Origin of the sequence: Aquabacterium sp. OR-4 (assembly GCF_025290835.2) — a bacterium.
Classification (GTDB): domain Bacteria; phylum Pseudomonadota; class Gammaproteobacteria; order Burkholderiales; family Burkholderiaceae_C; genus Pseudaquabacterium.
Window position 1 is genome coordinate 472,467 of record NZ_JAOCQD020000001.1, and the last position, 22,965, is coordinate 495,431.

At 70.6% G+C, this 22,965-nt stretch carries 17 protein-coding genes and 1 pseudogene; 14 read left to right on the forward strand and 4 right to left on the reverse strand.

Annotated features, from left to right (window positions below; translation table 11 throughout):
- Positions 1-93 precede the first annotated feature (93 nt).
- A complete protein-coding gene (locus N4G63_RS01910; RefSeq protein WP_260789540.1) occupies positions 94-561 on the reverse strand; it encodes an Lrp/AsnC family transcriptional regulator in 468 nt (155 codons plus the stop codon).
- 136 nt (positions 562-697) lie between these two features.
- Here N4G63_RS01910 and hppD point away from each other — a divergent pair.
- Together hppD and pncB are read left to right on the forward strand one after the other, a co-directional pair.
- A pseudogene (gene hppD, locus N4G63_RS01915) lies at positions 698-1,857 on the forward strand (4-hydroxyphenylpyruvate dioxygenase).
- A gap of 122 nt (positions 1,858-1,979) precedes the next feature.
- Positions 1,980-3,173: a nicotinate phosphoribosyltransferase gene (gene pncB / locus N4G63_RS01920; protein WP_260789034.1), complete on the forward strand. Its 1,194-nt coding sequence runs from the start codon at positions 1,980-1,982 to the stop codon at positions 3,171-3,173.
- A 139-nt stretch (positions 3,174-3,312) separates the two neighbouring features.
- Here the strand turns inward: pncB and N4G63_RS01925 are convergent, their stop codons facing one another.
- Positions 3,313-5,196 (reverse strand): potassium transporter Kup, encoded by a 1,884-nt coding sequence (locus N4G63_RS01925; RefSeq protein WP_260789033.1) that lies wholly within the window; start codon positions 5,194-5,196, stop codon positions 3,313-3,315.
- Positions 5,197-5,416: 220 nt separating this feature from the next.
- On the reverse strand, positions 5,417-6,718 hold the full coding sequence (gene gshA / locus N4G63_RS01930; protein WP_314599282.1) for a glutamate--cysteine ligase: 1,302 nt from the start codon (positions 6,716-6,718) through the stop codon (positions 5,417-5,419).
- 230 nt (positions 6,719-6,948) lie between these two features.
- Between gshA and N4G63_RS01935 the strand changes: the two genes are divergently transcribed.
- Positions 6,949-9,390, forward strand: a complete 2,442-nt coding sequence (locus N4G63_RS01935; protein WP_260789030.1) for a TonB-dependent receptor — start codon at positions 6,949-6,951, stop codon at positions 9,388-9,390.
- Between the two features lie 106 nt (positions 9,391-9,496).
- Here the strand turns inward: N4G63_RS01935 and N4G63_RS01940 are convergent, their stop codons facing one another.
- On the reverse strand, positions 9,497-10,615 hold the full coding sequence (locus N4G63_RS01940) for an adenosine deaminase family protein (protein ID WP_260789029.1): 1,119 nt from the start codon (positions 10,613-10,615) through the stop codon (positions 9,497-9,499).
- Positions 10,616-10,804: 189 nt separating this feature from the next.
- Between N4G63_RS01940 and N4G63_RS01945 the strand changes: the two genes are divergently transcribed.
- The 11 genes from N4G63_RS01945 (at position 10,805) to N4G63_RS01995 (ending at position 22,941) form a co-directional block, all read left to right on the forward strand.
- Positions 10,805-11,788 (forward strand): BMP family lipoprotein, encoded by a 984-nt coding sequence (locus N4G63_RS01945; RefSeq protein ID WP_260789028.1) that lies wholly within the window; start codon positions 10,805-10,807, stop codon positions 11,786-11,788.
- Positions 11,789-11,955: 167 nt separating this feature from the next.
- Positions 11,956-13,506 (forward strand): ABC transporter ATP-binding protein, encoded by a 1,551-nt coding sequence (locus tag N4G63_RS01950; RefSeq protein WP_260789026.1) that lies wholly within the window; start codon positions 11,956-11,958, stop codon positions 13,504-13,506.
- 13 nt (positions 13,507-13,519) lie between these two features.
- A complete protein-coding gene (locus N4G63_RS01955; RefSeq protein WP_260789025.1) occupies positions 13,520-14,650 on the forward strand; it encodes an ABC transporter permease in 1,131 nt (376 codons plus the stop codon).
- Positions 14,643-15,626 carry an ABC transporter permease gene (locus tag N4G63_RS01960; protein ID WP_260789024.1) on the forward strand — a complete coding sequence of 328 codons (984 nt, stop codon included), beginning with the start codon at positions 14,643-14,645 and terminating at the stop codon, positions 15,624-15,626. The genes N4G63_RS01955 and N4G63_RS01960 overlap by 8 nt, the downstream gene beginning before the upstream one ends.
- Positions 15,626-16,117, forward strand: coding sequence for a cytidine deaminase (gene cdd / locus N4G63_RS01965; RefSeq protein ID WP_314599283.1), 492 nt, complete (start codon positions 15,626-15,628; stop codon positions 16,115-16,117). Before N4G63_RS01960 ends, cdd begins: the two co-directional genes overlap by 1 nt.
- Positions 16,114-16,953: a purine-nucleoside phosphorylase gene (locus tag N4G63_RS01970; RefSeq protein WP_260789021.1), complete on the forward strand. Its 840-nt coding sequence runs from the start codon at positions 16,114-16,116 to the stop codon at positions 16,951-16,953. The genes cdd and N4G63_RS01970 overlap by 4 nt, the downstream gene beginning before the upstream one ends.
- Positions 16,953-18,629 (forward strand): bifunctional UDP-sugar hydrolase/5'-nucleotidase UshA, encoded by a 1,677-nt coding sequence (ushA, locus tag N4G63_RS01975; protein ID WP_260789020.1) that lies wholly within the window; start codon positions 16,953-16,955, stop codon positions 18,627-18,629. Before N4G63_RS01970 ends, ushA begins: the two co-directional genes overlap by 1 nt.
- A gap of 25 nt (positions 18,630-18,654) precedes the next feature.
- Positions 18,655-19,512 carry a deoxyribose-phosphate aldolase gene (gene deoC / locus N4G63_RS01980; RefSeq protein ID WP_260789019.1) on the forward strand — a complete coding sequence of 286 codons (858 nt, stop codon included), beginning with the start codon at positions 18,655-18,657 and terminating at the stop codon, positions 19,510-19,512.
- Positions 19,513-19,535: 23 nt separating this feature from the next.
- Positions 19,536-20,858 carry a thymidine phosphorylase gene (gene deoA / locus N4G63_RS01985; protein ID WP_260789018.1) on the forward strand — a complete coding sequence of 441 codons (1,323 nt, stop codon included), beginning with the start codon at positions 19,536-19,538 and terminating at the stop codon, positions 20,856-20,858.
- A gap of 109 nt (positions 20,859-20,967) precedes the next feature.
- Entirely contained in the window at positions 20,968-21,465 is a 498-nt protein-coding gene (locus N4G63_RS01990) for a DUF2059 domain-containing protein (protein ID WP_260789017.1), read from the forward strand.
- Positions 21,466-21,786: 321 nt separating this feature from the next.
- On the forward strand, positions 21,787-22,941 hold the full coding sequence (locus N4G63_RS01995; RefSeq protein WP_314599284.1) for an HD-GYP domain-containing protein: 1,155 nt from the start codon (positions 21,787-21,789) through the stop codon (positions 22,939-22,941).
- Positions 22,942-22,965 lie beyond the last annotated feature (24 nt).

Consider the following 22,965-nt stretch of genomic DNA (forward strand, 5'->3'; position numbering starts at 1 on the left):
GAAGCGGGGGGCCGGACGAGCGCCCGGCCGCCCGAAGCCGGCCGGCCCACCCGCCCGGCGGGTGGTGCCGCGTAACCGCGGCACCGGGTGCCGTCACAACGGCAGGGCGCTGGTGCACTTGATCTCGTCCAGGCACACGGTCGAGTGCACCGCGCCCACGCCCGGCGCGCGCATCAGCGTGCCCATCAAAAAATCCGACAGGCTCTTGAGGTCGCGCGCCACCACCTTGAGCACGTAGTCGGCGTCGCCGGTCACGGCGTAGCACTCCTGCACCTGCGGCAGGTCGCCGATCAAGGCCTTGAAGTCGGCGATCTGGCCGACGTGGCCGCGCTCCATCGTCACGTGCACAAAGGCCACCACGTGCAGGCCCAGCGTGGCGGGGGCCAGCCGGGCCTCGTAGCCGGCGATCACGCCGGCCTCCTCGAGCCGGCGGTGGCGGCGGTTGCTTTGCGCCGGGCTCAGGTGTGCCGCCTCCGACAGCGCCTGCGCCGTGGCGCGTGCGTCCTGCTGCAGCCGGGCCAGCAGGCGGCGGTCGATCGCATCGAGCAGCACTTCGTCCATCGTCATCTCACTGATCGTTGAATCCATGCAACGTTATCGCATTGGGTCATCAATTCATGGCTGCTTGATGCGAACTCTTTGCGTTCCATGCTCCTTACAGTGCGCAGATTGATTTCCGTCAGGAGTGACACGCACCATGGCCGACCTGTTCGACAACCCGCTGGGCCTGATGGGCTTCGAGTTCGTGGAGTTCGCCTCGCCCGTGCCGGGCCTGCTGGAACCGCTGTTCGAGCAGATGGGCTTCAGCCTGGTGGCGCGCCACCGCAGCAAGGACGTGCTGCTGTACCGCCAGGGCGACTGCAACTTCATCGTCAACCGCGAGCCGAAGAGCCTGGCCGCCTACTTTGCCGCCGAGCACGGCCCCAGCGCCTGCGGCCTGGCGTTCCGCGTCAAAGACTCGCACCAGGCCTATGCGCTGGCACTCGAGCGTGGCGCCCAGCCGGTGGAGATCCCGACCGGGCCGATGGAGCTGCGCCTGCCGGCCATCCGGGGCATCGGCGGCGCGCCGCTGTACCTGATCGACCGCTATGAGGATGGCAAGTCCATCTACGACATCGACTTCGAGTTCCTGCCCGCCTACCAGGCGCTGGACAACCGCCACCCGGTGGGCCATGGCTTCAAGATGGTCGACCACCTCACCCACAACGTCTACCGCGGCCGCATGGCCTTCTGGGGCGGCTTCTACGAGCGCATCTTCGGCTTCCGCGAGATCCGCTACTTCGCCATCGAGGGCGAGTACACCGGCCTGACCAGCCGCGCCATGACCGCGCCCGACGGCCTGATCCGCATTCCGCTCAACGAGGAAAGCGGCAAGGGCAGCGGCCAGATCGAGGAGTTTCTGATGCAGTTCAACGGCGAGGGCATCCAGCACATCGCGCTGCAGACCGACGATCTGCAAAAGAGCGTCGACGCGCTGCAGCTGGCCGGCATTCCGCTGATGACCGCGCCCAACGACGTGTACTACGAGATGCTGGACGAACGCCTGCCCGGCCACGGCCTGCCGGTGGCCGAGCTGAAGGCGCGTGGCATCCTGGTCGATGGCAGCACCGGCGCCGGGCCGTCCCAAGCCGGCGGCCCCCCGCGGGGGGAGACGCCGAAGGCGCCTCGGGGGGGCAGGACGGCGGGGGCGAAAAGCGCCTGCTGCTGCAGATCTTCAGCCAGACGCTGCTGGGCCCGGTGTTCTTCGAGTTCATCGAGCGGCGTGCCGACCAGGGCTTTGGCGAAGGCAACTTCAAGGCCTTGTTCGAGAGCCTGGAGCGCGACCAGATCCGCCGCGGCGCGCTGGCCACGGCCTGAGCGCGGCGCCCCGGCGGCTCGCGCCGCAAGGCCGCATGGCAGCGGCGTGACGGGCCCGCTCCTATACTGGCCCGACCGTTTTCGAAGACCGACGCGGCCGGGCCTGGGCCCCGGCGCCCGCCATGCAACCCGTCATCAACAGCCTGCTCGAAACCGATCTCTACAAGTTCACGATGTGGCAGGCCATGCTGCATCGGTTTCCGCAGACCCAGGCCGAGTACGTGTTCGTGTGCCGCAATGCGCGCGACTACCCGCTCACCCACCTGATCCCCGAGATCAACGAGCAGCTCGACCACCTGTGCAGCCTGCGCTTCCGGCGCGAGGAGCTCGACTACCTGGCCGGCCTGCGCTTCATCAAGAGCGACTTCGTCGACTTTCTGCGCATCTTCCAGTTCCAGCGCGACTTCATCCAGGTGCGCAACAACGCCGGCACGCTGGAGATCGTGGCCCGCGGCCCGCAGGTGCATGTGATGGCCTTCGAGATCCATGTGCTGGCCATCGTCAACGAGCTGTACTTCCGCCGCGTCGAGCAGGGCCCGGCACTGGCCGAGGGCCGGCGCCGCCTGGCCGAGAAGGTGCAGCTGCTGCGCCAGTTTGCGCAGGAGCCCAAGCGCCGCAACTCCTTCGAGTTTTTTGATTTCGGCGTGCGCCGGCGCTTCTCGGGTGCCTGGCACCGCGAGGTGATCAGCACGCTGGCGCGCGAGGTGCCCGAGTACTTTCGCGGCACCAGCAACGTGAAGCTGGCGCGCGAGCTGGGCCTGGTGCCCATCGGCACCATGGCGCACGAGTTCATGCAGACCTACCAGGCGCTGGGCGTGCGCCTGCGTGATTTTCAGAAGGCCGCACTCGAAGGCTGGGTGCAGGAGTACCGCGGCGACCTGGGCATCGCCCTCACCGACGTGGTGGGCATGGACGCCTTCCTGGCCGACTTCGACCTGTACTTCGCCAAGCTCTTCGACGGCCTGCGCCACGATTCGGGCGACCCGATCACCTGGGGCGAAAAGGCCCTGGCCCACTACGCCAAGCTGCGCATCGACGCCAACACCAAGCGCCTGGTGTTCAGCGACGGCCTCACGCTGCCGCGGGCCTTCGAGCTGTACCGCCACTTTGCCGACCGCACCCAGCTGGGCTTCGGCATCGGTACCTACCTCACCAACGACATGGGCCTGCACACCCTGCACATCGTGATGAAGCTGACCCAGTGCAACGGCCAGACGGTGGCCAAGATCAGCGACAGCCCCGGCAAGACGCTGTGCGACGACACCACCTTCCTGGCCTACCTGCGCCAGGTGTTCAACATGCCGGCTGGCGCCTGAGAGGCCGGCCCGCACCCGCCCGGCGGGTGGCGTCGGTACCCCGACGCCGGGTGCTCCAGCGGGCCGAGCGCCGGGCCGACCCAAGCCGGCCCGCACCCGCCCGGCGGGTGGCGTCGGTACCCCGACGCCGGGTGCTCCATCAAATCTCGACCTTCGCGCCCAGCTCGACGATGCGGTTGGAGGGCAGGTTCAGGAAGTCGGCCGCCGCGGCCGCATTGCGGTGCATGCTGGCAAACAGCTTCTCGCGCCACATGGCCATGCCGTCGCCGAAGGTGGGGATCACGATGTCGCGGCTCAGGAAGTAGCTGGTGTCCATCTCGGGCAGCGGGATGCCGCGGTCTTCCAGCAGGCGCAGCGCCTGCGGCACATCGGGGTCGTTCTTGAAGCCGAAGTGCAGCACCACCTGCCAGCAGTCGTGGCCCAGGCTGTCGATCTGGATGCGCTTGTCAAAGCCGACCCATGGCACCTCGTGGTGGCGCACCGTGACGAACAGGTTGTACTGGTGCAGCACCTTGTTGTGCTTGAGGTTGTGCAGCAGCGCGTTGGGCGTCATGTCGGTGTCGGCCGACAGGAACACGGCCGTGCCGTCCACCCGCGTGGGCGGGCTGATGAACACCGCCTCGAGAAAGCTCTTCAGGTCGATGGCCTCGTTGCGCAGGCGCTCGCTCATCAGCTTGCGGCCCTGCATCCAGGTGAGCATCAGCGTGAACATGCCGATGCCGATGACCAGCGGGAACCAGCCGCCGGCCACCAGCTTGAGCATGTTGCTGGCGAAGAAGGTGACGTCGATGACGAAGAAGAAGCCGGTGGCCAGCACGCAGGGCAGCAGCGGGTACTTCCAGCCGTAGCGGATGACGAAGAAGGTCATCACCGTGGTGATGGTCATGTCCAGCGTCACCGCGATGCCGTAGGCCGAGGCCAGGCTCGACGAGCTCTTGAACAGGCCCACCGCGAGCACGATGAACACCCACAGCCCCCAGTTGACGAAGGGCACGTAGATCTGGCCGGTGTCCTTCACCGAGGTGTGGCGGATGGCCATGCGCGGCAGGATGCCCAGCTGGATGGCCTGCTTGGTGACCGAGAACGCGGCCGAGATCAGGGCCTGCGAGGCGATCACCGTGGCCGCGGTGGCCAGAAACACCAGCGGCAGCCGAAACCACTCGGGCGCCATCAGGAACAGCGGGTTCTCCACCGCGCTGGGCTGGCGCAGCAGCAGCGCGCCCTGGCCGAAGTAGTTGACCACCAGGGCCGGCATCACGAACGCGTACCAGGCGATGCGGATCGGCTTCTTGCCGAAGTGCCCCATGTCGGCATACAGCGCCTCGCCGCCGGTGACGCACAGCACCACCGCGCCCAGGCCGATGAAGGCCACCAGCGGGTTGCCGGCGAAAAAGCGCACCGCATAAACCGGGTTCAGCGCCACCAGCACACCGGGGTTGTCCATGATGTGCGGCACGCCGAGTGCCACCAGCACGATGAACCACAGCAGCGTGATCGGCCCGAAGAACTTGCCGATGCCGCCGGTGCCGAAGCGCTGCACCGCAAACAGCCCGGTCAGCACCACCAGCGTGATCGGGATCACCCAGTGGTGCAGCGCCGGCGCGGCCACCTCCAGACCCTCCACCGCCGACAGCACCGAGACGGCCGGCGTGATGACGCCGTCGCCGTAGAAGATGGCAGTGCCGAACAGGCCCACGGTCATCAGCACCTGGCGCAGCGCCGGCTTGTCCTTCACCGCGGTGGTGGCCAGCGCCAGCATGGCGATCAGGCCGCCCTCGCCGTTGTTGTCGGCGCGCAGGATCAGCAGCACGTACTTCAGCGAGACGATGATGGTCATCGTCCAGAAGATCAGCGACAGCACGCCCAGGATGTTGTCGGGCGTGGGCGCCACGTGGCCGGCGTGGAAGACCTCCTTCAGCGCATACAGCGGGCTGGTGCCGATGTCGCCGTACACCACGCCGAGGGCGCCGAGGGTGAGTGCCGCCAGGGCGGCGGGTGACTTGGGCGTGTTGGCGGAACTCACGGGGTGGGCGCGCGCTGTGCGCAGCACGCCTGAAAGCCGAAACGGCTATTGTGCGCCGCGGGTTGTGCAGTGCGTCAAGCAGTGCCCGCCCAACGCGGCGCGGCGGCAACAGGTGCTAGGTGCGTGGTGGCGGCAACCCAGCGGCCGCCGCGGAACCGGCTCTGCCGGGCCGCTGGCGGCGCCCCCTGGGGGGAGGCGGCGGAGCCGCTTCGGGGGGGACTCAGTCATACACCTCGGCGTCGGGATCGGTGGCCTCCAGCTCGTAGCTGGCGGCCAGCATCGCCAGGCGGCCGACCACGCCGTACATGTAGAAGCGGTTGGGCGCGCTGACCCCCGGCTTGGTGCCGGCCTTGGGCAGGTGGTGGCTGTCGCTGAAGGCCAGCGGCACATAGCGCGCGCCGGGGGCCGAGAGGTTCTCGTCCACGCCGCGCTCGGCATGCACGCGGTAGAAGCCGCCCACCACGTAGCGGTCGAGCATGTAGACCACCGGCTCGGCCACGGCGTCGTTCACGCGCTCGTAGGTGGGCACGCCCTCCTGGATGATCAGCTCGGTCACGGCCTCGCCGCCGCGCACCGTGCCCAGGCGCTCGCGCATGCGCGCCAGGCCGGCGGCGTCGGCCAGGTCCTTGGCGTCGCGCACGGTCATCAGGCCGGCGCCGCCCGAGCCGTTGTCGGCCTTGACGATGACAAACGGCTTCTCGTTGATGCCGTATTCCTTGTACTTGCGCCGCACCTTGCCGAGCAGGGCGTCGACGTTGGCCTGCACGCAATCCAGGCCCGAGGCATCGCCAAAGCTCACCTCGCCGCAGCGGCCGAACATCGGGTTGATCAGCCACGGGTCCATGCCCAGCAGCTTGGCAAATTTCTTGGCCACTTCTTCATAGCTCTCGAAGTGGCGGCTCTTGCGGCGCACGCCCCAGCCGGCGTGCAGCGGCGGCAGCAGGTACTGCTCGTGCAGGTTCTCCAGCACCGCCGGCGTGCCGTTGGCCATGTCGGTGTTGAGCAGGATGGTGCAGGGGTCGAAGTCCTTCAGCCCCAGCCGGCGCGGCGTGCGCAGCAGCGGCTCGAGCGTGAGGCTCTCGCCATCGGGCAGGGGCAGTGCGGTGGGCGCGGTGATGGCCGGGTCCAGCGAGCCCAGGCGCACGTTCAGGCCGGCCTGCGTGAACACCTGCACCAGGCGCTGCAAGTTGGCGCGGTAGAAGCTGGAGCTGGTGTCGCTGTCGGGCACCAGCAGCAGGTTCTTGGCCTCGGGGCAGATCTTCTCGATGGCGGCCATCGCCGCCTGCACCGCCAGCGGCAGCATCTCGGCCGTGAGGTTGTTGAAGCTGCAGGGAAACAGCTCGGTGTCCACCGGCGCCAGCTTGAAGCCGGCGTTGCGCAGGTCCACCGAGGTATAGAACGGCGGTGTGTGCTCCATCCATTCGAGCCGGAACCAGCGTTCGATGGCCGGCATCGAGTCGAGGACGCGCGCTTCCAGTTCGTTGATCGGGCCGGTGAGTGCGGTGATGAGGTGCGGAACCATGGTGGTCTCGACATGGGGGTGGGGTCGGCTCATTCTAGAGAGCGCCGCCCAGGCCCCCCGGGGTGGGTGGATGCCTGACCAAACGATCAGGTTCTGGCATCCAAATTGCTCATTTACAGATTGTTGTAATTCGGCAACTTGATCCAAACGGATCATCGCGCTGTCAAAGCTCGCACCAAGAATCAACGGCTTCGTCGATCTCACCCCGCACTCTCCGGAGAGTCCTGAACATGTCTCAACGCTCCTTCTTCCGCGTCACCCCGGTGTCCCGCGCGCTGGCCGTCCTGCTGACCGGCGCGGCCGCCTCGGCCTTTGCGCAGCAGGCCGTCAATGAAGCCGACCAGCCGCGCGCCAAGGACGACAACGTGCGCATCGGCACGGTGGTCATCACCGGCCAGGGCGACCGCCTGGGCGCCGGCCAGATGCTCAAGGAAGACGTGGCCAAGGCCCGCAGCACGGTGACCAAGGCCGCCACCGAGAAGGATCGCGCCACCGGCAACCCGTACCAGGCGCTGGCCCTGCTGCCCAGCATCAACACCTTCAACCACGACGCCACCGGCCTGTTCGGCGGCGGCCTGTCGGTGCGCGGCTTCAACAGCGACCAGCTGGGCTTCACCGTCAACGGCGTGCCGGTCAATGACTCGGGCAACTTCGCGGTCTACCCGCAGGAGTACATCGACCAGGAAAACGTCTGCACCATGAGCGTGGCGCAGGGCAGCCCCGACTCCGAGTCGCCGCACGCCGGCGCCACCGGCGGCAATGTCAGCATCAGCACCTGCGATCCTGAAGACAAGCGCCGCGTGCGCGTGGTCCAGACCGTGGGCGGCCTGAACCTCAGCCGCACCTTCGTGCGCTTTGACACCGGCCGCTTCGCCGACAACCGCGGCAAGGTCTTCGTGAGCCTGTCGCACAGCCAGGCCGACAAGTGGAAGGGCGAGGGCGGTGCCAAGCGCGACCACCTGGACGCCGCGTTCCGCTTCGATCTTGACCAGGACAACGTGATCCTGGGCTCGTTCGTCTACAACCGCGCGGTCAACAACAACATCTACAACATGACCCTCGCGGAGTTGAACTCCAAGGGCTACAACTACGACTTCGCCACCACCTTCAAGCCGCGCGTGGCCGGCGTGAACGGCACGGCCCAGGTCGAGAGCGTGCAGGCCTCGCCGATCTACTACGGCATGTCGCTGAACCCGTTCGAGAACGCCATCGTGTCGGTGTCGGGCTCGTTCAAGGTGGCCAAGGACTCCTATCTGAAGGTGCAGCCCTACCTGTGGTACGGCTTCGGCAACGGCGGCTGGAGCGAGCGCGCCACCTCCGAGGCCACCGGCCTGACCGGCGGCGCGGTAGACATCAACGGCGACGGCGACACGCTGGACACCGTGCGCGTGGGCCGCGCCAGCGTCACCCGCACGCGCCGCCCTGGCGTCACCGCCGAGCTCAACACCACCTGGGGCGACCACGCGCTGAAGTTCGGCCTGTGGTACGAGCGCGCCGACCACCGCCAGACCCAGCCGATCACGCAGATCAACGCCGACGGCTCGCCGGCCGACATCTGGCTGCGTGACTGCATCAAGCGCAGCAGCGGCGCCTGCTACCAGGGCCGCGACTGGGACACCAAGAGCACCGCCTGGCAGGCCTACGCCAGCGACAACATGAGCTTCATGGGCGACCGCGGCATGCTGACGATGTCGATCCGCGCACCGCAGGTCACGCGCGACGTGATCGCCTTCGCCAGCGAAGGCCAGGGCAGCATCCCCACGTTCCGCTTCGAGAAGGACTACAACGAGGTGCTGCCGCAGGTGGGCGTGCGCTTCAACGTGGACAGGCAGCAGCAGGTGTTTGCCAACATCGCCAAGAACTTCAAGGCGCCGCCCAACTTCGCCTTCACCGGCACCAGCGTGAGGAACAACAACGGCGTGGTCACCACCATCGCCGAGATCAAGCCCGAAACCTCGGTGATGCTGGACCTGGGCTACCGCCTGCAGACCAACCAGGGTTCGCTGTCGGCCACGGTGTTCAACGCCGACTTCAAGAACCGCCAGGCCAATTCCACCGACCCCAACACCCTGGTGTCGGTGTATGCCAATGCCGGCCGCACCAGCAACCGCGGCCTGGAGCTTGAGGCGGGCTCGGCGCCGTTCTTCGGTGGCTTCACCGTCTACGGTTCGCTGACGCTGCAAAAGAGCCAGCTCAAGGACGACCTGCCGACGGCCACCGCCGCGGTGGCGGCCAGCGGCTCCACGGCCGCGATCCCGGCCAAGGCCGTGCTGCTGCCCACCAGCGGCAAGCAGATGACGCTGACGCCCGAGGTGATGGTTGGCACCGCGCTGCAGTACGCCGCAGGCCCGTACTACGCGCGCCTGAAGCTCAAGCACACCGGCAAGCAGTACGCCACGCTGATGAACGACGAGGAAACCCCGGCCTACACCACCGGCGACCTCGATTTCGGCTACAAGTTCGCCGACATGGGCATGGTCAAGAGCCCGACGCTGCGCCTGAACATCAGCAACATCGGCAACACCAAGTACCGCAACCCGAGCTCGGGCACCGGCGCCAATGCGGTGAACTACGTGGTCAGCGGCGTGGGCACCGTCAACGGCTCGGCCCCCACCTACTACCTGGGCGCACCGCGTCTGGTCACGCTGAGCCTGAGCGCCGACTTCCAGTAAACCGTGCCGGCATGGCGGGTCGCCCCGCCATGTTCCGCACAAGACAAAAAGGGCGCACCGTGTTGACGGTGCGCCCTTTTCTATTGGGCTTGGCTGCCGTGCGGCCTCAAGGCGCCGGTGCTTGCCGCGCCGGCGGCAGGCGCTCCAGCTCGGCCCAGTCGTGCAGCTGGCGCCGCGCTTCGGTGCGCGCGGCCTCGGGCAGGAACGAGGCCGCGGCCGCGTCCAGGCCCATGTGCACCAGATCGCTCCAGCCGAAGCCGGCGCGCACCAGGTTGGCGGCCTCGCCGGCATGGTCGATGCGCGACATCAGCTTGTTGTCGGTGTGGAAGGACATCGACACGCCGGCCTGCCACAGCCGGTGCATCGGGTGCAGCGCCAGCGAGGCGGCGGCACCGGTGTGCACATTGCTGGTGGGGCAGATCTCGAGGTGGATGCCATGGGCCTTGACCTCGGCCAGCACCTGCGCGGCGCCGGGGTCGTCCAGCAGGTCGGCCAGGCGCACGCCATGGCCCACGCGGCTGGCGCCCAGGCGCGCGGCCTCGAGCACGCGGGCGCCGGCATCGGCCTCGCCGGCATGCAGCGTGAGGCCCAGGCCGGCATCGCGCACCCGTGCCAGCAGCGCGGCATGGCGGCCGGCCGGCCAGCCGGCCTCGGGCCCGGCCAGGTCGAAGCCCACCACGCGGGCGGCGCCGGGGCGGCCCGGGCGCTCGTGAAAACGCAGCGCCAGATCGGCGGCGCGGGCGATCTGCGCGTCGCTCTCGTGGCGCATGGCGCAGACGATCAGGCCGCTGGGCAGCGGGCTGCGCGACAGGCCGTCGAGCAGCGCCTCCACCGCCGCCTCGCCGCTGACGCCATGGGCCTCGAACAGCAGCGGCGCGATGCGGAACTCGGCCAGCACGCAGCCCTCGGTGCGGGCGTCTTCGGCGGCCTCGAAGGCCACGCGCTCCAGGCCTTCGGGCGTGGCCATCGCGGCCACGGTGAGGGCGAAGCCGCGCAGGTATTCCACCAGCGAGCCGGCATGGGCGCGGGCGTCGAACCAGGCCGCCAGCGAATCGACATCGGGCGCCGGGGCGTCGATGCCGCGCTGGCGCAGCAGCTCCAGCAGCGTGGCCACGCGCAGGCCGCCGTCCAGATGCTCGTGCAGCAGCACCTTGGGCAGGCGCAGCGCCTGGCGCAGCAGCGCGGAGTCGTCGTCGTGGCGGGCGAGGGCGTCGTGCGTCGGCATCGCGTGATGCTACCCGTGAGGGCCGCGCCGTGCGCCGACAATCGCGCCGCCCGGGCGGGCCGGGCCGCGCAGCCCGGGTGCCGGCCGCGGCCCGGGTGAAAGTTCGCGTCCGGCAGCGGCGCGAGTCTTGCTATCCTGCCCGCCACATCCAACCCGCCACATCCAGCATCCCAAGGGGACGATTTCGACATGAACAACAAGCTGCGCACCCGTCTTGCCCTGGCCGCCACCCTGGCCCTGGGCGCCACCGTCGTCCACGCCGACCCGGCCGTGATCTACGACATGGGCGGCAAGTTCGACAAGAGCTTCAACGAGGCCGCGCACCAGGGCGCCGAGCGCTGGAAGAAGGAGAGCGGCAAGGGCTACCTCGACTTCGAGATCAGCAACGAGGCGCAGCGCGAGCAGGCCATGCGCCGCATGGCCGACAAGGGCGCCACGCCGATCGTCGGCGTGGGCTTTGCGCAGGCCAGCACGGTGGAGAAGGTGGCCAAGGAGTTCGGCAAGCAGCAGTTCGCGATCATCGATTCGGTGGTCAAGCTGCCCAACGTCGAGTCGGTGGTGTTCAAGGAGCACGAGGGCTCGTTCCTGGTGGGCATGATGGCCGTGCTGGCCAGCAAGTCTGGCAAGGTCGGCTTTGTCGGCGGCATGGACATCCCGCTGATCCGCAAGTTCCAGTGCGGCTACGAGCAGGGTGCCAAGTACGCCAACCCCAAGGCCGAGGTCACCAGCAACATGACCGGCACCACGCCGGCCGCCTGGAACGACCCCACCCGCGGCAGCGAGCTGGCCAAGGCCCAGTTCGCCAAGGGTGTGGACGTGGTGTTTGCCGCGGCCGGCGGCACCGGCGTGGGTGTGTACCAGGCGGCCAAGGACGGCGGCAAGCTGGCCATCGGCGTGGACAGCAACCAGAACCACCTGCACCCGGGCGTGATGCTGACCAGCATGGTCAAGCGCGTGGACGTGGCGGTGTACACGCTGTTCAAGAAGACCAACCCCGGCCAGCTCACCGTGCTGGGCCTGAAGGAAGGCGGCGTCGACTACGCAATGGACCAGCACAACGCCAAGCTGGTGACGGCCGACATGAAGAAGAAGGTGGATGCCGCCAAGGCCGACATCATTGCCGGCAAGATCAAGGTGGCCGACTACATGGCCTCCAACACCTGTTCATATTGAGGCCCCCGGCGCCTGGCGCCGGCCCCCGAGGGGCTGACTGAACCCGACCGGGCAACCCGGATCGGGTTCAGCGGCTCCGATCCGCATCGCACCCCCTGGCCGCTGCGCGGCCTGTCCCCGGTGGGGACTGAATGCAAACCAACACTTCATCTGTGCCAGCCGTCGCGATGCGCGGCATCTGCAAGCGCTTTGGCGCGGTGCAGGCCAACCGCGATGTGCACCTCACGGTGGCGGCGGGCACGGCGCATGGCATCGTGGGCGAGAACGGCGCGGGCAAGTCCACGCTGATGTCCATCCTCTACGGCTTCTACCAGGCCGAGGCGGGCAGCATCGCCATCGAGGGCCGCGAGGTGCCGATCCCCGGCTCGCGCGAGGCCATCGCGCTGGGCATCGGCATGGTGCACCAGCACTTCATGCTGGTGGAGCCGCTCTCGGCGCTCGACAACATCATGCTCGGCGCCGAGCCTGACTGGCGCCTGGGCCCCGCACGCGCCGTGGTGCGCGAGCGGCTCGAGGCGCTGATGCGCGACACCGGCCTGCAGGTGCGGCTGGATCTGGCGGTCGAAGAGCTGCCGGTGGGCGAGCGCCAGCGGCTCGAGATCCTGAAGGCCCTGTACCGTGGCGCGCGCATCCTGATCCTCGACGAACCCACGGCGGTGCTCACGCCGCAGGAGACCGAGGCGCTGTTCGTCACGCTGCGCCGGCTGCGCGACGCCGGCACCACGCTGCTGCTGATCACGCACAAGCTCAAGGAGATCATGGCGCTGTGCGATGCCGTCACCGTGATGCGCCAGGGCGCCGTGGTGCTCGACACCCCGATCGCCAGCACCTCGCTCGATGCGCTGGCCGAGGCCATGGTCGGCCGCCGCGTGAACCTGGGCCGGCAACTGGATTCAGCCGGCGCCGCACCGCGCGCGCCCGGCGCCACGCTGCTGGCCGCCCACGGCCTGCACTGGTCTGACGAGATGGGCGTGCCGCGCCTGGCCGATGTCTCGCTGACCCTGCGCGCGGGCGAGATCGTGGGCATTGCCGGCGTTTCGGGCAATGGCCAGACCGAGCTGCTGGCCGTGCTGTCGGGCATGCTGGCGCCGCGCGCCGGCACGCTGACGCTGGGCCCCGAGCAATTTGCCGCCGGCCGCTGGCTGCAGCCGGCGGCCGCGCGCCGGCTCAAGCTGGCCCATGTGCCCGAAGACCGCCACCGCTGCGGCATGGTGCTGAAGTTCAGCGCCTGGGAAAGCGCGGTGCTGGGCTACCAGCGCTTGAAGCGCTTCGTGAGCATGCCCTGGCTGCTGGGCGGCTGGATGAAGCAGGGCGCCATGCGCGAGGCCACCGCGCAGTGGATGCAGGCCTACGACGTGCGGCCGCGCAATGCGCTGCTGCAGTCGTCCAAGTTCTCCGGCGGCAACCAGCAAAAGCTGGTGCTGGCGCGCGAGGCGCTGGCGCCCGAAACCCCGCCCAGCGTGCTGCTGGTGGGCCAGCCCACGCGCGGCGTCGACATCGGCGCCATCGAGTTCATCCACGGCCGGCTGCGCGCCATGCGCGATGCCGGCGGCGCGGTGCTGGTGGTCAGCAGCGAGCTCGACGAGATCCTGGCGCTGGCCGACCGTGTGCTGGTGATGGACCGCGCCCGCATCGCCGGCGAGCTGGCCATCGCCGATTGCACCGAGGCCGCACTGGGCCGGCTGATGGCCGGCGCCACCGCGCGCGAAGCGGCATGAAGGAACCCTGTCTGTGAGTCAACCGGTTGAACTGCCGCGCTGGGTCGACATCGGCGTGCTGCCGCTGGTCAACCTGGCCATGGCACTGGCCGTCAGCGCCATCGTGGTGGCCGTGATCGGGCTCGACCCGGTGCAGGTGATCACCCAGCTGGTGAAGGGCGCGTTCGGCACGCGCTCGGGCCTGAGCTACACGCTGTACTACGCCACCACCTTCACCTTCACCGGCCTGGCGGTGGCGGTGGCCTTCCACGGCGGGCTGTTCAACATCGGCGGCGAGGGCCAGGCCCTGGTGGGCGGGCTGGCGGTGGCGGCGGTGTCGCTGGCCTTCGGGCCCAGCCTGCCGGCGCTGCTGATGCTGCCGCTGGCGGTGGCCGCGGCCATGGCCGGTGGCGCGGCCTGGGCCGCGGTGCCGGCGGCGCTGCAGGCCTGGCGCGGCAGCCATGTGGTCATCACCACCATCATGTTCAACTTCATCGCCTCGGCGCTGCTGGCCTGGCTGCTGGTCAACCACCTGAAGGCGCCCGGCGGCATGACGGTGGAAACCGTGGCCTTTGCCGACAGCGCCCACCTGCCCGGCATGCACGAGCTGCTGGCCGCCATCGGCCTGGACTGGCCGCGCACGCCGTTGAACGCCAGCCTGCTGCTGGCCGGCGTGGCGGCGGTGGGCGTGTGGGCCCTGCTGTGGCGGCTGCGCGCCGGCTACGAGCTGCGCGCCGTGGGCCACTCGGCCGAGGCCGCGCACTATGCCGGCATCCACCCGAAGCGGCAGGTGATGCTGGCCATGCTGATCTCGGGTGCGCTGGCCGGCATGGTGGGCATCAACGAGCTGTCGGGCGTGCAGCACAAGCTGCTGCTCGACTTTGTGGCCGGTGCCGGCTTCACCGGCATCGCGGTCAGCCTGATCGGGCGCAACCACCCGCTGGGCATCGTGCTGGCGGCGTTGCTGTTCGGCGCGCTGTTCCAGGGCGGCGCCGAGCTGGCCTTCGAGGTGCCGGGCTTCAGCCGCGACATGGTCACCACGCTGCAGGGCCTGATCGTGCTGTTCTCGGGCGCCATGGCGCGCGTGGCCGCGCCGGCGCTGGGCCGGCTGGTGATGGCGCTGCAGCCGGCCGCGCCGGCCGCCACCGGAGCGGCGCATGGATGACACGCTGATCTTCCTGGGCGGCCTGCTGGCCTCGACGCTGCGTGTCTCCACGCCGCTGATCCTGTGCGCGCTGGCCGGCCTGCTGAGCGAGCGCTCGGGCGTCATCGACCTGGGCCTCGAGGGCAAGATGCTGCTGGCTGCCTTTGCCGCCGGCGCGGTGGGCGCCACCACCGGCAGCTGGCCGCTGGCCCTGGCCGCGGCGCTGGCGGTGGGCGTGGCCTTGTCGATGCTGCACGGCTATGCCTGCGTCAGCCACACCGGCGACCAGGTGGTGCTGGGCATGGCCCTGACCATGATCGCCGCCGGCCTGAGCGTGGTGCTGGGCATCGCCTGGTTCAAGCAGGGCGGCCAGACGCCGGCCCTGCCCGATGCCGTGCGCCTGGCGCCGCTGGGCCTGGGCCTGGCCGAGGCGCTGAAGGCCGTGCCCATCGTCGGTCAGGTGCTGGGCCTGGGCCTGGCCGGCCACAACGTGCTGGTCTACCTGGCGCTGGCCCTGGTGCCCGGCGTGTGGTGGCTGCTGTACCGCACCCGCCTGGGCCTGCGCCTGCGCGCCACCGGCGACAACCCGGCCATGGTGGATGCCGCGGGCCTCAGCGTACTGGGCCTGCGCTACGGCGCGCTGGCCATGAACGGCGTGCTGTGCGCGCTGGCCGGCAGCTACCTGGTGCTGGCGCAGAACGCCAACTTCGTGCCGCACATGACCGCCGGCCGCGGCTACATGGCGCTGGCGGCGATGATCTTCGGCAAGTGGCGCCCGGTGGCCGCGCTGTGGGCCTGCCTGCTGTTTGGCTTTCTCGATGCCGTGGCCATCCGCCTGCAGGGCGTGGCGCTGCCGGCGGCGCTCGGCGGCGGCCAGGTGCCGGTGCAGGCCATCCAGGCCCTGCCCTATGTGCTGACCGTGGTGCTGCTGGCCGGTTTCATCGGCCACGCGCGGGCACCGGCGGCGCTCGGCACGCCTTACCTCAAAGAGCGCTGATGCCCGCCCCCCGTCGCGTCGCGCCGGCCCCCCGCGGGGGCGCCAAGCCGGCTTTGTCGCCCTTTGAGCACCAGCTGGAAGCCCTGCTGGCCGCCGCTCGCGCCGCCCGCGCGCGGGCCCATGCGCCGTACTCGCGCTTTCTGGTCGGCGCCGCGCTGCTCGATGCGCAGGGCCGCATCCACGCCGGCTGCAATGTGGAGAACGCCGCCTACCCGCAAGGCCAGTGCGCCGAGGCCACGGCCATCGGCGCGCTGGTGATGGCCGGCGGCACGCGCATCGTCGGCGCGGTGGTGGTGGGCGTGGTGGCGGGCGTGCCCGATGCCGCCGTCACCCCCTGCGGCGGCTGCCGCCAGCGCCTGCGCGAATTTGCCGCCGACGACTGCCCCGTCTGGACGGCCGACCTCACCCGGATCACCGGCCGCTTCACGCTGGGGGCGCTGCTGCCCGCCAGCTTCGGCCCCTCGCACCTCACGCTCGATCCCACGCCATGAACGATTCACAACTGCTTGACCTCATCGCCCGCAGCGTCGAGCGCATTCGCAACGCCTTCGACGAGACACCGGCGCTGGCCATCGTGCTCGGCTCGGGCTGGGACGGCGTCTCGGCGCTGGTGGACGGCGCCATCGACATCCCCTATGCCGAGCTGCCGGCCTTTCCAGCGCTGGGCGTGGCCGGCCATGCCGGCACGCTGCGCCTGGGCCGCATCGCCGGCCTGCCGGTGGCCCTGCTGCGCGGGCGCAAGCATGCGTACGAAAACGGTGATCCGGCCGGCATGAAGGGCGCCATCCGCACGCTGGCCGCGCTGGGCTGCCGCACGCTGATGCTGACCAATGCCGCCGGCAGCCTGAACCCGCAGATGCCGCCGGGCGCGCTGATGCTGATCAGCGACCACCTCAACATCGTGCAGCGCACGCCGCTGCACGGCGAGCCGGGCAACGACCGCTTCGTCGACATGGGTCAGGCCTACAGCGCCACGCTGCGCGACCGCGCCGCCGCCGCGGCCAGCGCCGCCGGCCTCACGCTGCACGCGGGCATTTACGCCTGGGTGCTGGGCCCGCAGTTCGAAACCCCGGCCGAGATCCGCATGCTGCGCGCCATGGGCGCCGACGCGGTGGGCATGAGCACCGTGCCCGAGACCATCCTGGCCCGCCACGCCGGGCTGCAGGTGATCGGCCTGTCGATGATGACCAACATGGGCGCCGGCATGGCCGACGAGACCCTGAGCCACGCCCACACCATGCACACCGCGGCGGCTGCGGCGGGCACGGCGGCGGCACTGCTGGCGGCGGTGGTGCCGGCGGTGGCGGCGGTGGCGGTGGCGGGCTGATGGCCATGACCCAGCGCTCACCCATTGCCGTTCCGACCCGTCGGTCGCATGCCAGCTCCCTGGGGCTGGCGGCCCTGGCCGCCGCGCTGCTGGCCGGCTGCGCCAGCACGCCCCAGCCCACGGCACCGGCCGCGCCGCGCGCGCCGCTCAAGCTGACCATCCTGCACACCAACGACCACCACGGCCGCTTCTGGCCCAATGCCGACGGCGAGTACGGGCTGGCCGCGCGCAAGACCCTGATCGACCGGGTGCGCGCCGAGGTGGCGGCGGCCGGCGGCGAACTGCTGCTGCTGGATGGCGGCGACATCAACACCGGCGTGCCCGAGAGCGACCTGCAGGACGCCGAGCCCGATTTCCAGGGCATGAACCGCCTGGGCTACGACGCCGTGGCCGTGGGCAACCACGAGTTCGACAAGCCGCGCAGCGTGCTGCAGCGCCAGCGCCAGTGGGCGAACTTTCCGCTGCTGTCGGCCAACGTCTATCAGGACGGCCAGCGCCTGTTCGAGCCCTACCGCATCTTCGAGCGGCGCGGCTACAAGATCGCCGTGATGGGCCTGACCACCGACGACACGGCCAAGATGGTGCTGCCCGACAACGTGCGCGGCACCGAGTTCCGCAAGCCCATCGACGAGGCCGCCCGGCTGGTGCCCGCCCTGCGCGCCCAGGCCGACATGGTGATCGCCGCCACCCACATGGGCCACTACAGCGACGGCAAGCGCGGCGTCAACGCGCCGGGCGACGTGGAGATGGCGCGGGCCGTGACCGGCCTCGACCTGATCGTCGGCGGCCACAGCCAGGACCCGGTGTGCATGCTGGCCGAGAACCGGCGCAACACCGCCTACGTGCCCGGCCAGCCCTGCGCGCCCGACCGCCAGAACGGCACCTGGATCGTGCAGGCGCACGAGTGGGGCAAGTACGTGGGCCGCGCCGATTTCGTCATAGATGCCGGGCGTGTGGAGATGCTGAAGTACCAGCTGCTGCCGGTCAACCTCAGCCGCAAGCTGGCCGATGGCACGCGCGCGCCCTACGCCGAGCGCATCCCCGAGGACGAAGGCCTGCGCGCCTTCCTGCAGCCGTTTCAAGAGCGTGGCCAGGCCCGCCTGGGCGTGCCGGTGGCCCAGGCCGACGGCGTGCTGGACGGCGACCGCAACACCGTGCGCAAGCAGCCCACCACGCTGGGCACGCTGATCGCCCGCGCGATGATGGACAAGGTGGGCGCCGATGTCGGTCTGATCAATGGCGGCGGTGTGCGCGACAGCCTGCCGGCCGGCACCATCACCTACCGCGACGTGCTCAAGGTGCAGCCTTTCTCCAACACCGTGGGCGTGGTGGTGCTCAGCGGCGCCGAGCTGCTCGACTACCTGCGCACCGCCGCCAGGATGACGCCGGGCTCCGGCGCCTTTGCCCAGACCGCCGGCGTGCGCCTGCGCATCGAGGGCGGTGTGCTGACCGATGCCCAGGTGGGCGGCCAGCCCATCGATCCGCAGCGCCGCTACCGCCTGGCGATCAACAACTTCACCGCCACCGGCGGCGATGGTTATCCCAAGCTGCGCGATCACCCCGGCTACACCGACAGCGGCTTCAACGACGCCGAGGTGCTGCGCGCCTACCTGGCCGCACGCAGCCCCTTGAAGGTGGCCGACTTCGAACCCGGCGACGCCGTCGTGCGCCGCTGAACCCGCGATCCCGCGATCCCGAGACATGAGCCTGCCCGGCCGCCCCCAGGGCGACCACCGGCAGGCACCGCCTGAAAGCACCTCCGTGAGCGACACGCTGCTGAACGACGCCCGCATTGCGCTGGCCTGCCTGGACCTCACCAGCCTGAACGACGGCGACACGCCGGCCGCCATCAGCGCGCTGGCCGCCAAGGCCGCCAGCCCGGCCGGCCGGCCGGCGGCACTGTGCGTGTGGCCGCGCTTCGTGGCCCAGGCGCGGGCCGAGGCACCGGCCGGCGTGGCCGTGGCCGCGGTGGCCAACTTTCCCGACGGCAGCGCGGATGGGGCGCGTGCGGTGGCCGACACCCAGGCCATCGTGGCCGCCGGTGGCGACGAGGTCGATCTGGTGCTGCCCTGGCGCGCGCTGATGGCCGGTGATGCCGCGGGGGCCGCCGCCGTGGTGCAGGCCGTCGTCGGCGCAGTGCGTGCGGCCGGCCCGGGCAAGCGGCTCAAGCTGATCATCGAATCGGGCGAGCTGGCCAGCCCCGCGCTGATCGCCCAGGCCAGCGACATCGGCCTGGCCGCCGGTGTCGACTTTCTCAAGACCAGCACCGGCAAGACCGCCACCGGCGCCACGCCCGAGGCGGCACGCGTGATGCTGCAGGCCATTGCCCGGCACCAGGCGGCGCACCCCGATGCCCCGCGGGTGGGCTTCAAGGCCTCGGGCGGCGTGCGCACGGTGGCCGATGCCGCAGTCTACATCGCGCTGGTGCGCGAGACGCTGGGCGAGGCCGCGCTCAACCCCCACCAGCTGCGCTTTGGCGCCAGCGGCCTGCTCGGCGACATCGAGCGGGTGCTCACCGGCGCCGGTGCGGGCAACACCGCCGCGCCCGGCAGCTACTGATCGATGCGCGCCGCCAGGGCCTGATGCGCGCCGCCGAAATCATCCGCGCCAAGCGCGACGGCCGGGCGCTGTCCGAGCCCGAGCTCCAGGCCTTTGTGCGCGGCCTGGTCGATGGCAGCTGGAGCGAGGGCCAGGCGGCCGCGCTGGCCATGGCCATCGTCTGGCGCGGCATGACCCGCGCCGAGTGCGTGCAGTTCACCCGGGCCATGACGCTGTCGGGCCAGGTGCTCGACTGGCGCGACGCGCAGCTGCCCGGCCCGGTGCTCGACAAGCATTCCACCGGCGGCGTGGGCGACAAGGTGAGCCTGCCGCTGGCGGCCATCGTGGCGGCCTGCGGCGGCGTGGTGCCGATGATCTCGGGCCGGGGCCTGGGCCACACCGGCGGCACGCTCGACAAGCTCGAGGCCCTGCCCGGCTACCGCGTGAACCCACCGCGCAGCCAGCTGCTGGCCACGCTGCACGCCGCCGGCTGCGCCATCGTCGGCGCCGGGGCCGATCTGGCGCCGGCCGACCGGCGGCTGTATGCCATCCGCGATGTCACGGCCACGGTCGAATCGGTGCCGCTGATCACCGCCAGCATCCTGAGCAAGAAGCTCGCGGCCGGCCTGCAGGGCCTGGTGCTGGATGTGAAGCTGGGCAACGGCGCCTTCCTGGCCGGGCTGGACGAGGCGCAGGCCCTGGCCCGCAGCCTGGTGGCGGTGGCCTGCGGCGCCGGCCTGCCCACGCTGGCGCTGATCACCGACATGAACCAGCCGCTGGGCCGCACCGCCGGCAATGCGCTGGAGGTGGCCGAAAGCCTGGCCCTGCTCACCGGCCGCGATGCCGAGCCGCGCCTGCGCACCCTGACCCTGGCGCTGGCCGCCCAGCTGCTGCAGCTGGGCGGCCTGGCCGCCAGCCTGGCCGAGGCCCAGGCCCGCGCCGAGCAGGCGCTGGCCAGCGGCGCCGCGGCCGAGCGCTTTGCGCGCATGGTGGCCGCGCTGGGCGGCCCGGCCGATGTGCTGGCCGATGCCTGCCTGCCGGCCGCGCCGGTGGTGCAGGCGGTGCCGGCGGCGCGCGCCGGCGTCATTTCCCACATCGACACCCGCGCGCTGGGCCTGGCCGTGGTGGCACTGGGCGGCGGGCGCAACCGGCCGGGCGACGCGGTGGATCCGCGCGTGGGCTTCAGCGCGCTGCAGCCGCTGGGTACCGCGCTGGCCAGCGGCGAGCCGCTGCTGATGGTGCATGCCGCCAGCGCCGCCGATGCCGAGGCCGCCGCCCAGGCGGTGCGCGCGGCCATCACGCTGGCCGATGCCGCCGCGCCGGCCGGCCCGGTGGTGGTGGAGCGGGTGGCCGACGCCGCCGCCTGATCCGTTCTGGGGATGGCGGCCGGGGCCGGCGGCCGGGGGCGGCGAGCCGGCACCTGCTGGACGTTATGCTGCCGCCCATCCCATGCCGAACCCTGTCTGAAAGTTCACCATGCGCCGTCTCGCCACCCTGATCAGCCTGGCCGCCTGCCTGGCCACCGCACAGGCCGCGCCGCCCACCGATGCCTCGATCGACGCCCTGCTCGCGGTCACCAAGACCGAGCGCATGCTCGACGCCATGTACGCCAACATCGAGCAGATGATGCGCCAGGGCATGCAGGCTGCCGTGCAGGGCCAGACCCTCAGCGACGAGCAGCGCCGCCTGCTCGACACCACGCCGCCGCGCCTGGCCGGGGTGATGCGCGACGAGCTGAGCTATGCCTCGATCAAGCCGCTGTACCTGCAGATCTACCGCGAATCCTTCACCCAGGAAGAGGTCGACGGCCTGCTGGCCTTCTACCGCAGCCCGGCCGGCGCGGCCCTGATCGAGAAGATGCCGGTGGTGATGCAAAAGAGCGTGGTGGCGGTGCAGCAGCGCATGGGCCCGCTGATGGAAAAACTGCGCCAGGCCATGGAAGCGGCGGTGGCCGAGGCCAAGGCGGCCAAGTAGCGGGCCGCACCTTGGCCGCCGGCCGCCGGCCGCCGGCCGCTGCGCGCGCCCGGGCCGCACGTGCAGCACGGGCCGCCCGCTGCGCGCGATGTGCTTGCCGCGGCCGTGAAGCCTGCGCGCAAACGGCGCCCGGCGTGGGGTCTGGCCCGAGCGCCCGGGCCGGGCCGATGGCCTAAGATCGTCGGCGTCCGGCCGGCCTGATCGCCGGACATCGTTGCCGTCGGCCGGACGGCGGCCGGGCGCGTCCGCTGTACCCCGACGCCCGGCCGGGATTCGCACTGGTACCGGCGCCGGTGCCTGCGTCGGTGGAGGGCCGCGATGATGCCGTCGACCATTCTGGTCGTCGACGACGAACCCCTGAACCTGGCCGTGATGTCCAGGCTGCTGAACCCGCACTACCGCGTGCTGGGCGCCCGCTCCGGCGCCAGTGCCCTGGCCTTGCTGGCCGGCGGCGAGGCGCTGCCCGACCTGATCCTGCTCGACGTGATGATGCCGGAGATGGACGGCCACGCGGTGCTGGCGCGGCTGCGCGCCGACGCGCGCACCCAGGCCATACCGGTGATCTTCGTCACCGCCCTCAGCGACGAGGTCAACGAGGAGCAGGGCTTCGCGCTGGGCGCGGTCGACTACATCGGCAAGCCGATCAAGCCGGCCGTGGTGCTGGCGCGTGTGCGCACCCACCTGGCGCTCAAGCAGGCGCAAGACCGCCTGGGCGAGCAGAACCACTGGCTCGAGGGCGAGCTGGCACGCCGCGTGCGTGAGAGCCTGCTGGCGCAGGACCTGACCCTGTGCGCGATGGCCGAGCTGGCCGAGACCCGCGACAACGACACCGGCAACCACATCCTGCGCACGCAGTCCTACATCCGCGCATTGGGCCGCCGCCTGCAGGCGCTGGGCCTGCACCGTGACGAGCTCGACGACGAGCAGCTCGAGCGCATCGTCAAGGCCGCGCCGATGCACGACATCGGCAAGATCGGCATCCCCGACCGCATCCTGCTCAAGCCGGCGCGGCTGGATGCCGACGAGTTCGAGGTCATGAAGACCCATGCGCTGATCGGCGGCCAGGCCATCGACCAGGCGGTGCGCAAGGCGGTGGCCATGCATGTGGCCGCCGGTGCGGCGGCGGGAGCGCCCGGTGCCGCTGCGCCGGGCGGCCAGGTGACCCCTGCGGCGGTGCGTTTTCTCGAGATGGCGCGCACCATCGCCATCCACCACCACGAGCGCTGGGACGGCCTGGGCTACCCCGACGGCCTGGCCGGCGAGGCCATTCCGCTGCCGGCACGGCTGATGGCCCTGGCCGACGTGTTCGATGCGCTGACCACGCGCCGCGTCTACAAGGCCCCCTGGACGCTGGACGACGCGCTGGGCTACATCGCCGCGCAGTCGGGCCGCCAGTTCGATCCGGTGCTGGTCGAGGCGCTGCTGGCCATCCGCGGCGAGTTTGCCGCGATCATGTCGCAGCTGGCCGATGCCTGAGCCGACCGTGCGGTGGCCATGCCG

Excerpts from the sequence above, each read along its gene's own strand:
- N4G63_RS01910 (WP_260789540.1), bottom strand. The coding sequence starts at position 561 with ATGGACGAAGTGCTGCTCGATGCGATCGACCGCCGCCTGCTGGCCCGG.
- N4G63_RS01945 (WP_260789028.1), top strand. The coding sequence starts at position 10,805 with ATGAACAACAAGCTGCGCACCCGTCTTGCCCTGGCCGCCACCCTGGCC.
- N4G63_RS01990 (WP_260789017.1), top strand. The coding sequence starts at position 20,968 with ATGCGCCGTCTCGCCACCCTGATCAGCCTGGCCGCCTGCCTGGCCACC.
- cdd (WP_314599283.1), top strand. The coding sequence starts at position 15,626 with ATGCCCGCCCCCCGTCGCGTCGCGCCGGCCCCCCGCGGGGGCGCCAAG.
- pncB (WP_260789034.1), top strand. The coding sequence starts at position 1,980 with ATGCAACCCGTCATCAACAGCCTGCTCGAAACCGATCTCTACAAGTTC.
- N4G63_RS01995 (WP_314599284.1), top strand. The coding sequence starts at position 21,787 with ATGCCGTCGACCATTCTGGTCGTCGACGACGAACCCCTGAACCTGGCC.
- N4G63_RS01950 (WP_260789026.1), top strand. The coding sequence starts at position 11,956 with ATGCGCGGCATCTGCAAGCGCTTTGGCGCGGTGCAGGCCAACCGCGAT.
- deoC (WP_260789019.1), top strand. The coding sequence starts at position 18,655 with ATGAGCCTGCCCGGCCGCCCCCAGGGCGACCACCGGCAGGCACCGCCT.
- N4G63_RS01940 (WP_260789029.1), bottom strand. The coding sequence starts at position 10,615 with ATGCCGACGCACGACGCCCTCGCCCGCCACGACGACGACTCCGCGCTG.
- N4G63_RS01960 (WP_260789024.1), top strand. The coding sequence starts at position 14,643 with ATGGATGACACGCTGATCTTCCTGGGCGGCCTGCTGGCCTCGACGCTG.
- ushA (WP_260789020.1), top strand. The coding sequence starts at position 16,953 with ATGGCCATGACCCAGCGCTCACCCATTGCCGTTCCGACCCGTCGGTCG.
- N4G63_RS01970 (WP_260789021.1), top strand. The coding sequence starts at position 16,114 with ATGAACGATTCACAACTGCTTGACCTCATCGCCCGCAGCGTCGAGCGC.
- N4G63_RS01935 (WP_260789030.1), top strand. The coding sequence starts at position 6,949 with ATGTCTCAACGCTCCTTCTTCCGCGTCACCCCGGTGTCCCGCGCGCTG.
- deoA (WP_260789018.1), top strand. The coding sequence starts at position 19,536 with ATGCGCGCCGCCGAAATCATCCGCGCCAAGCGCGACGGCCGGGCGCTG.
- gshA (WP_314599282.1), bottom strand. The coding sequence starts at position 6,718 with ATGGTTCCGCACCTCATCACCGCACTCACCGGCCCGATCAACGAACTG.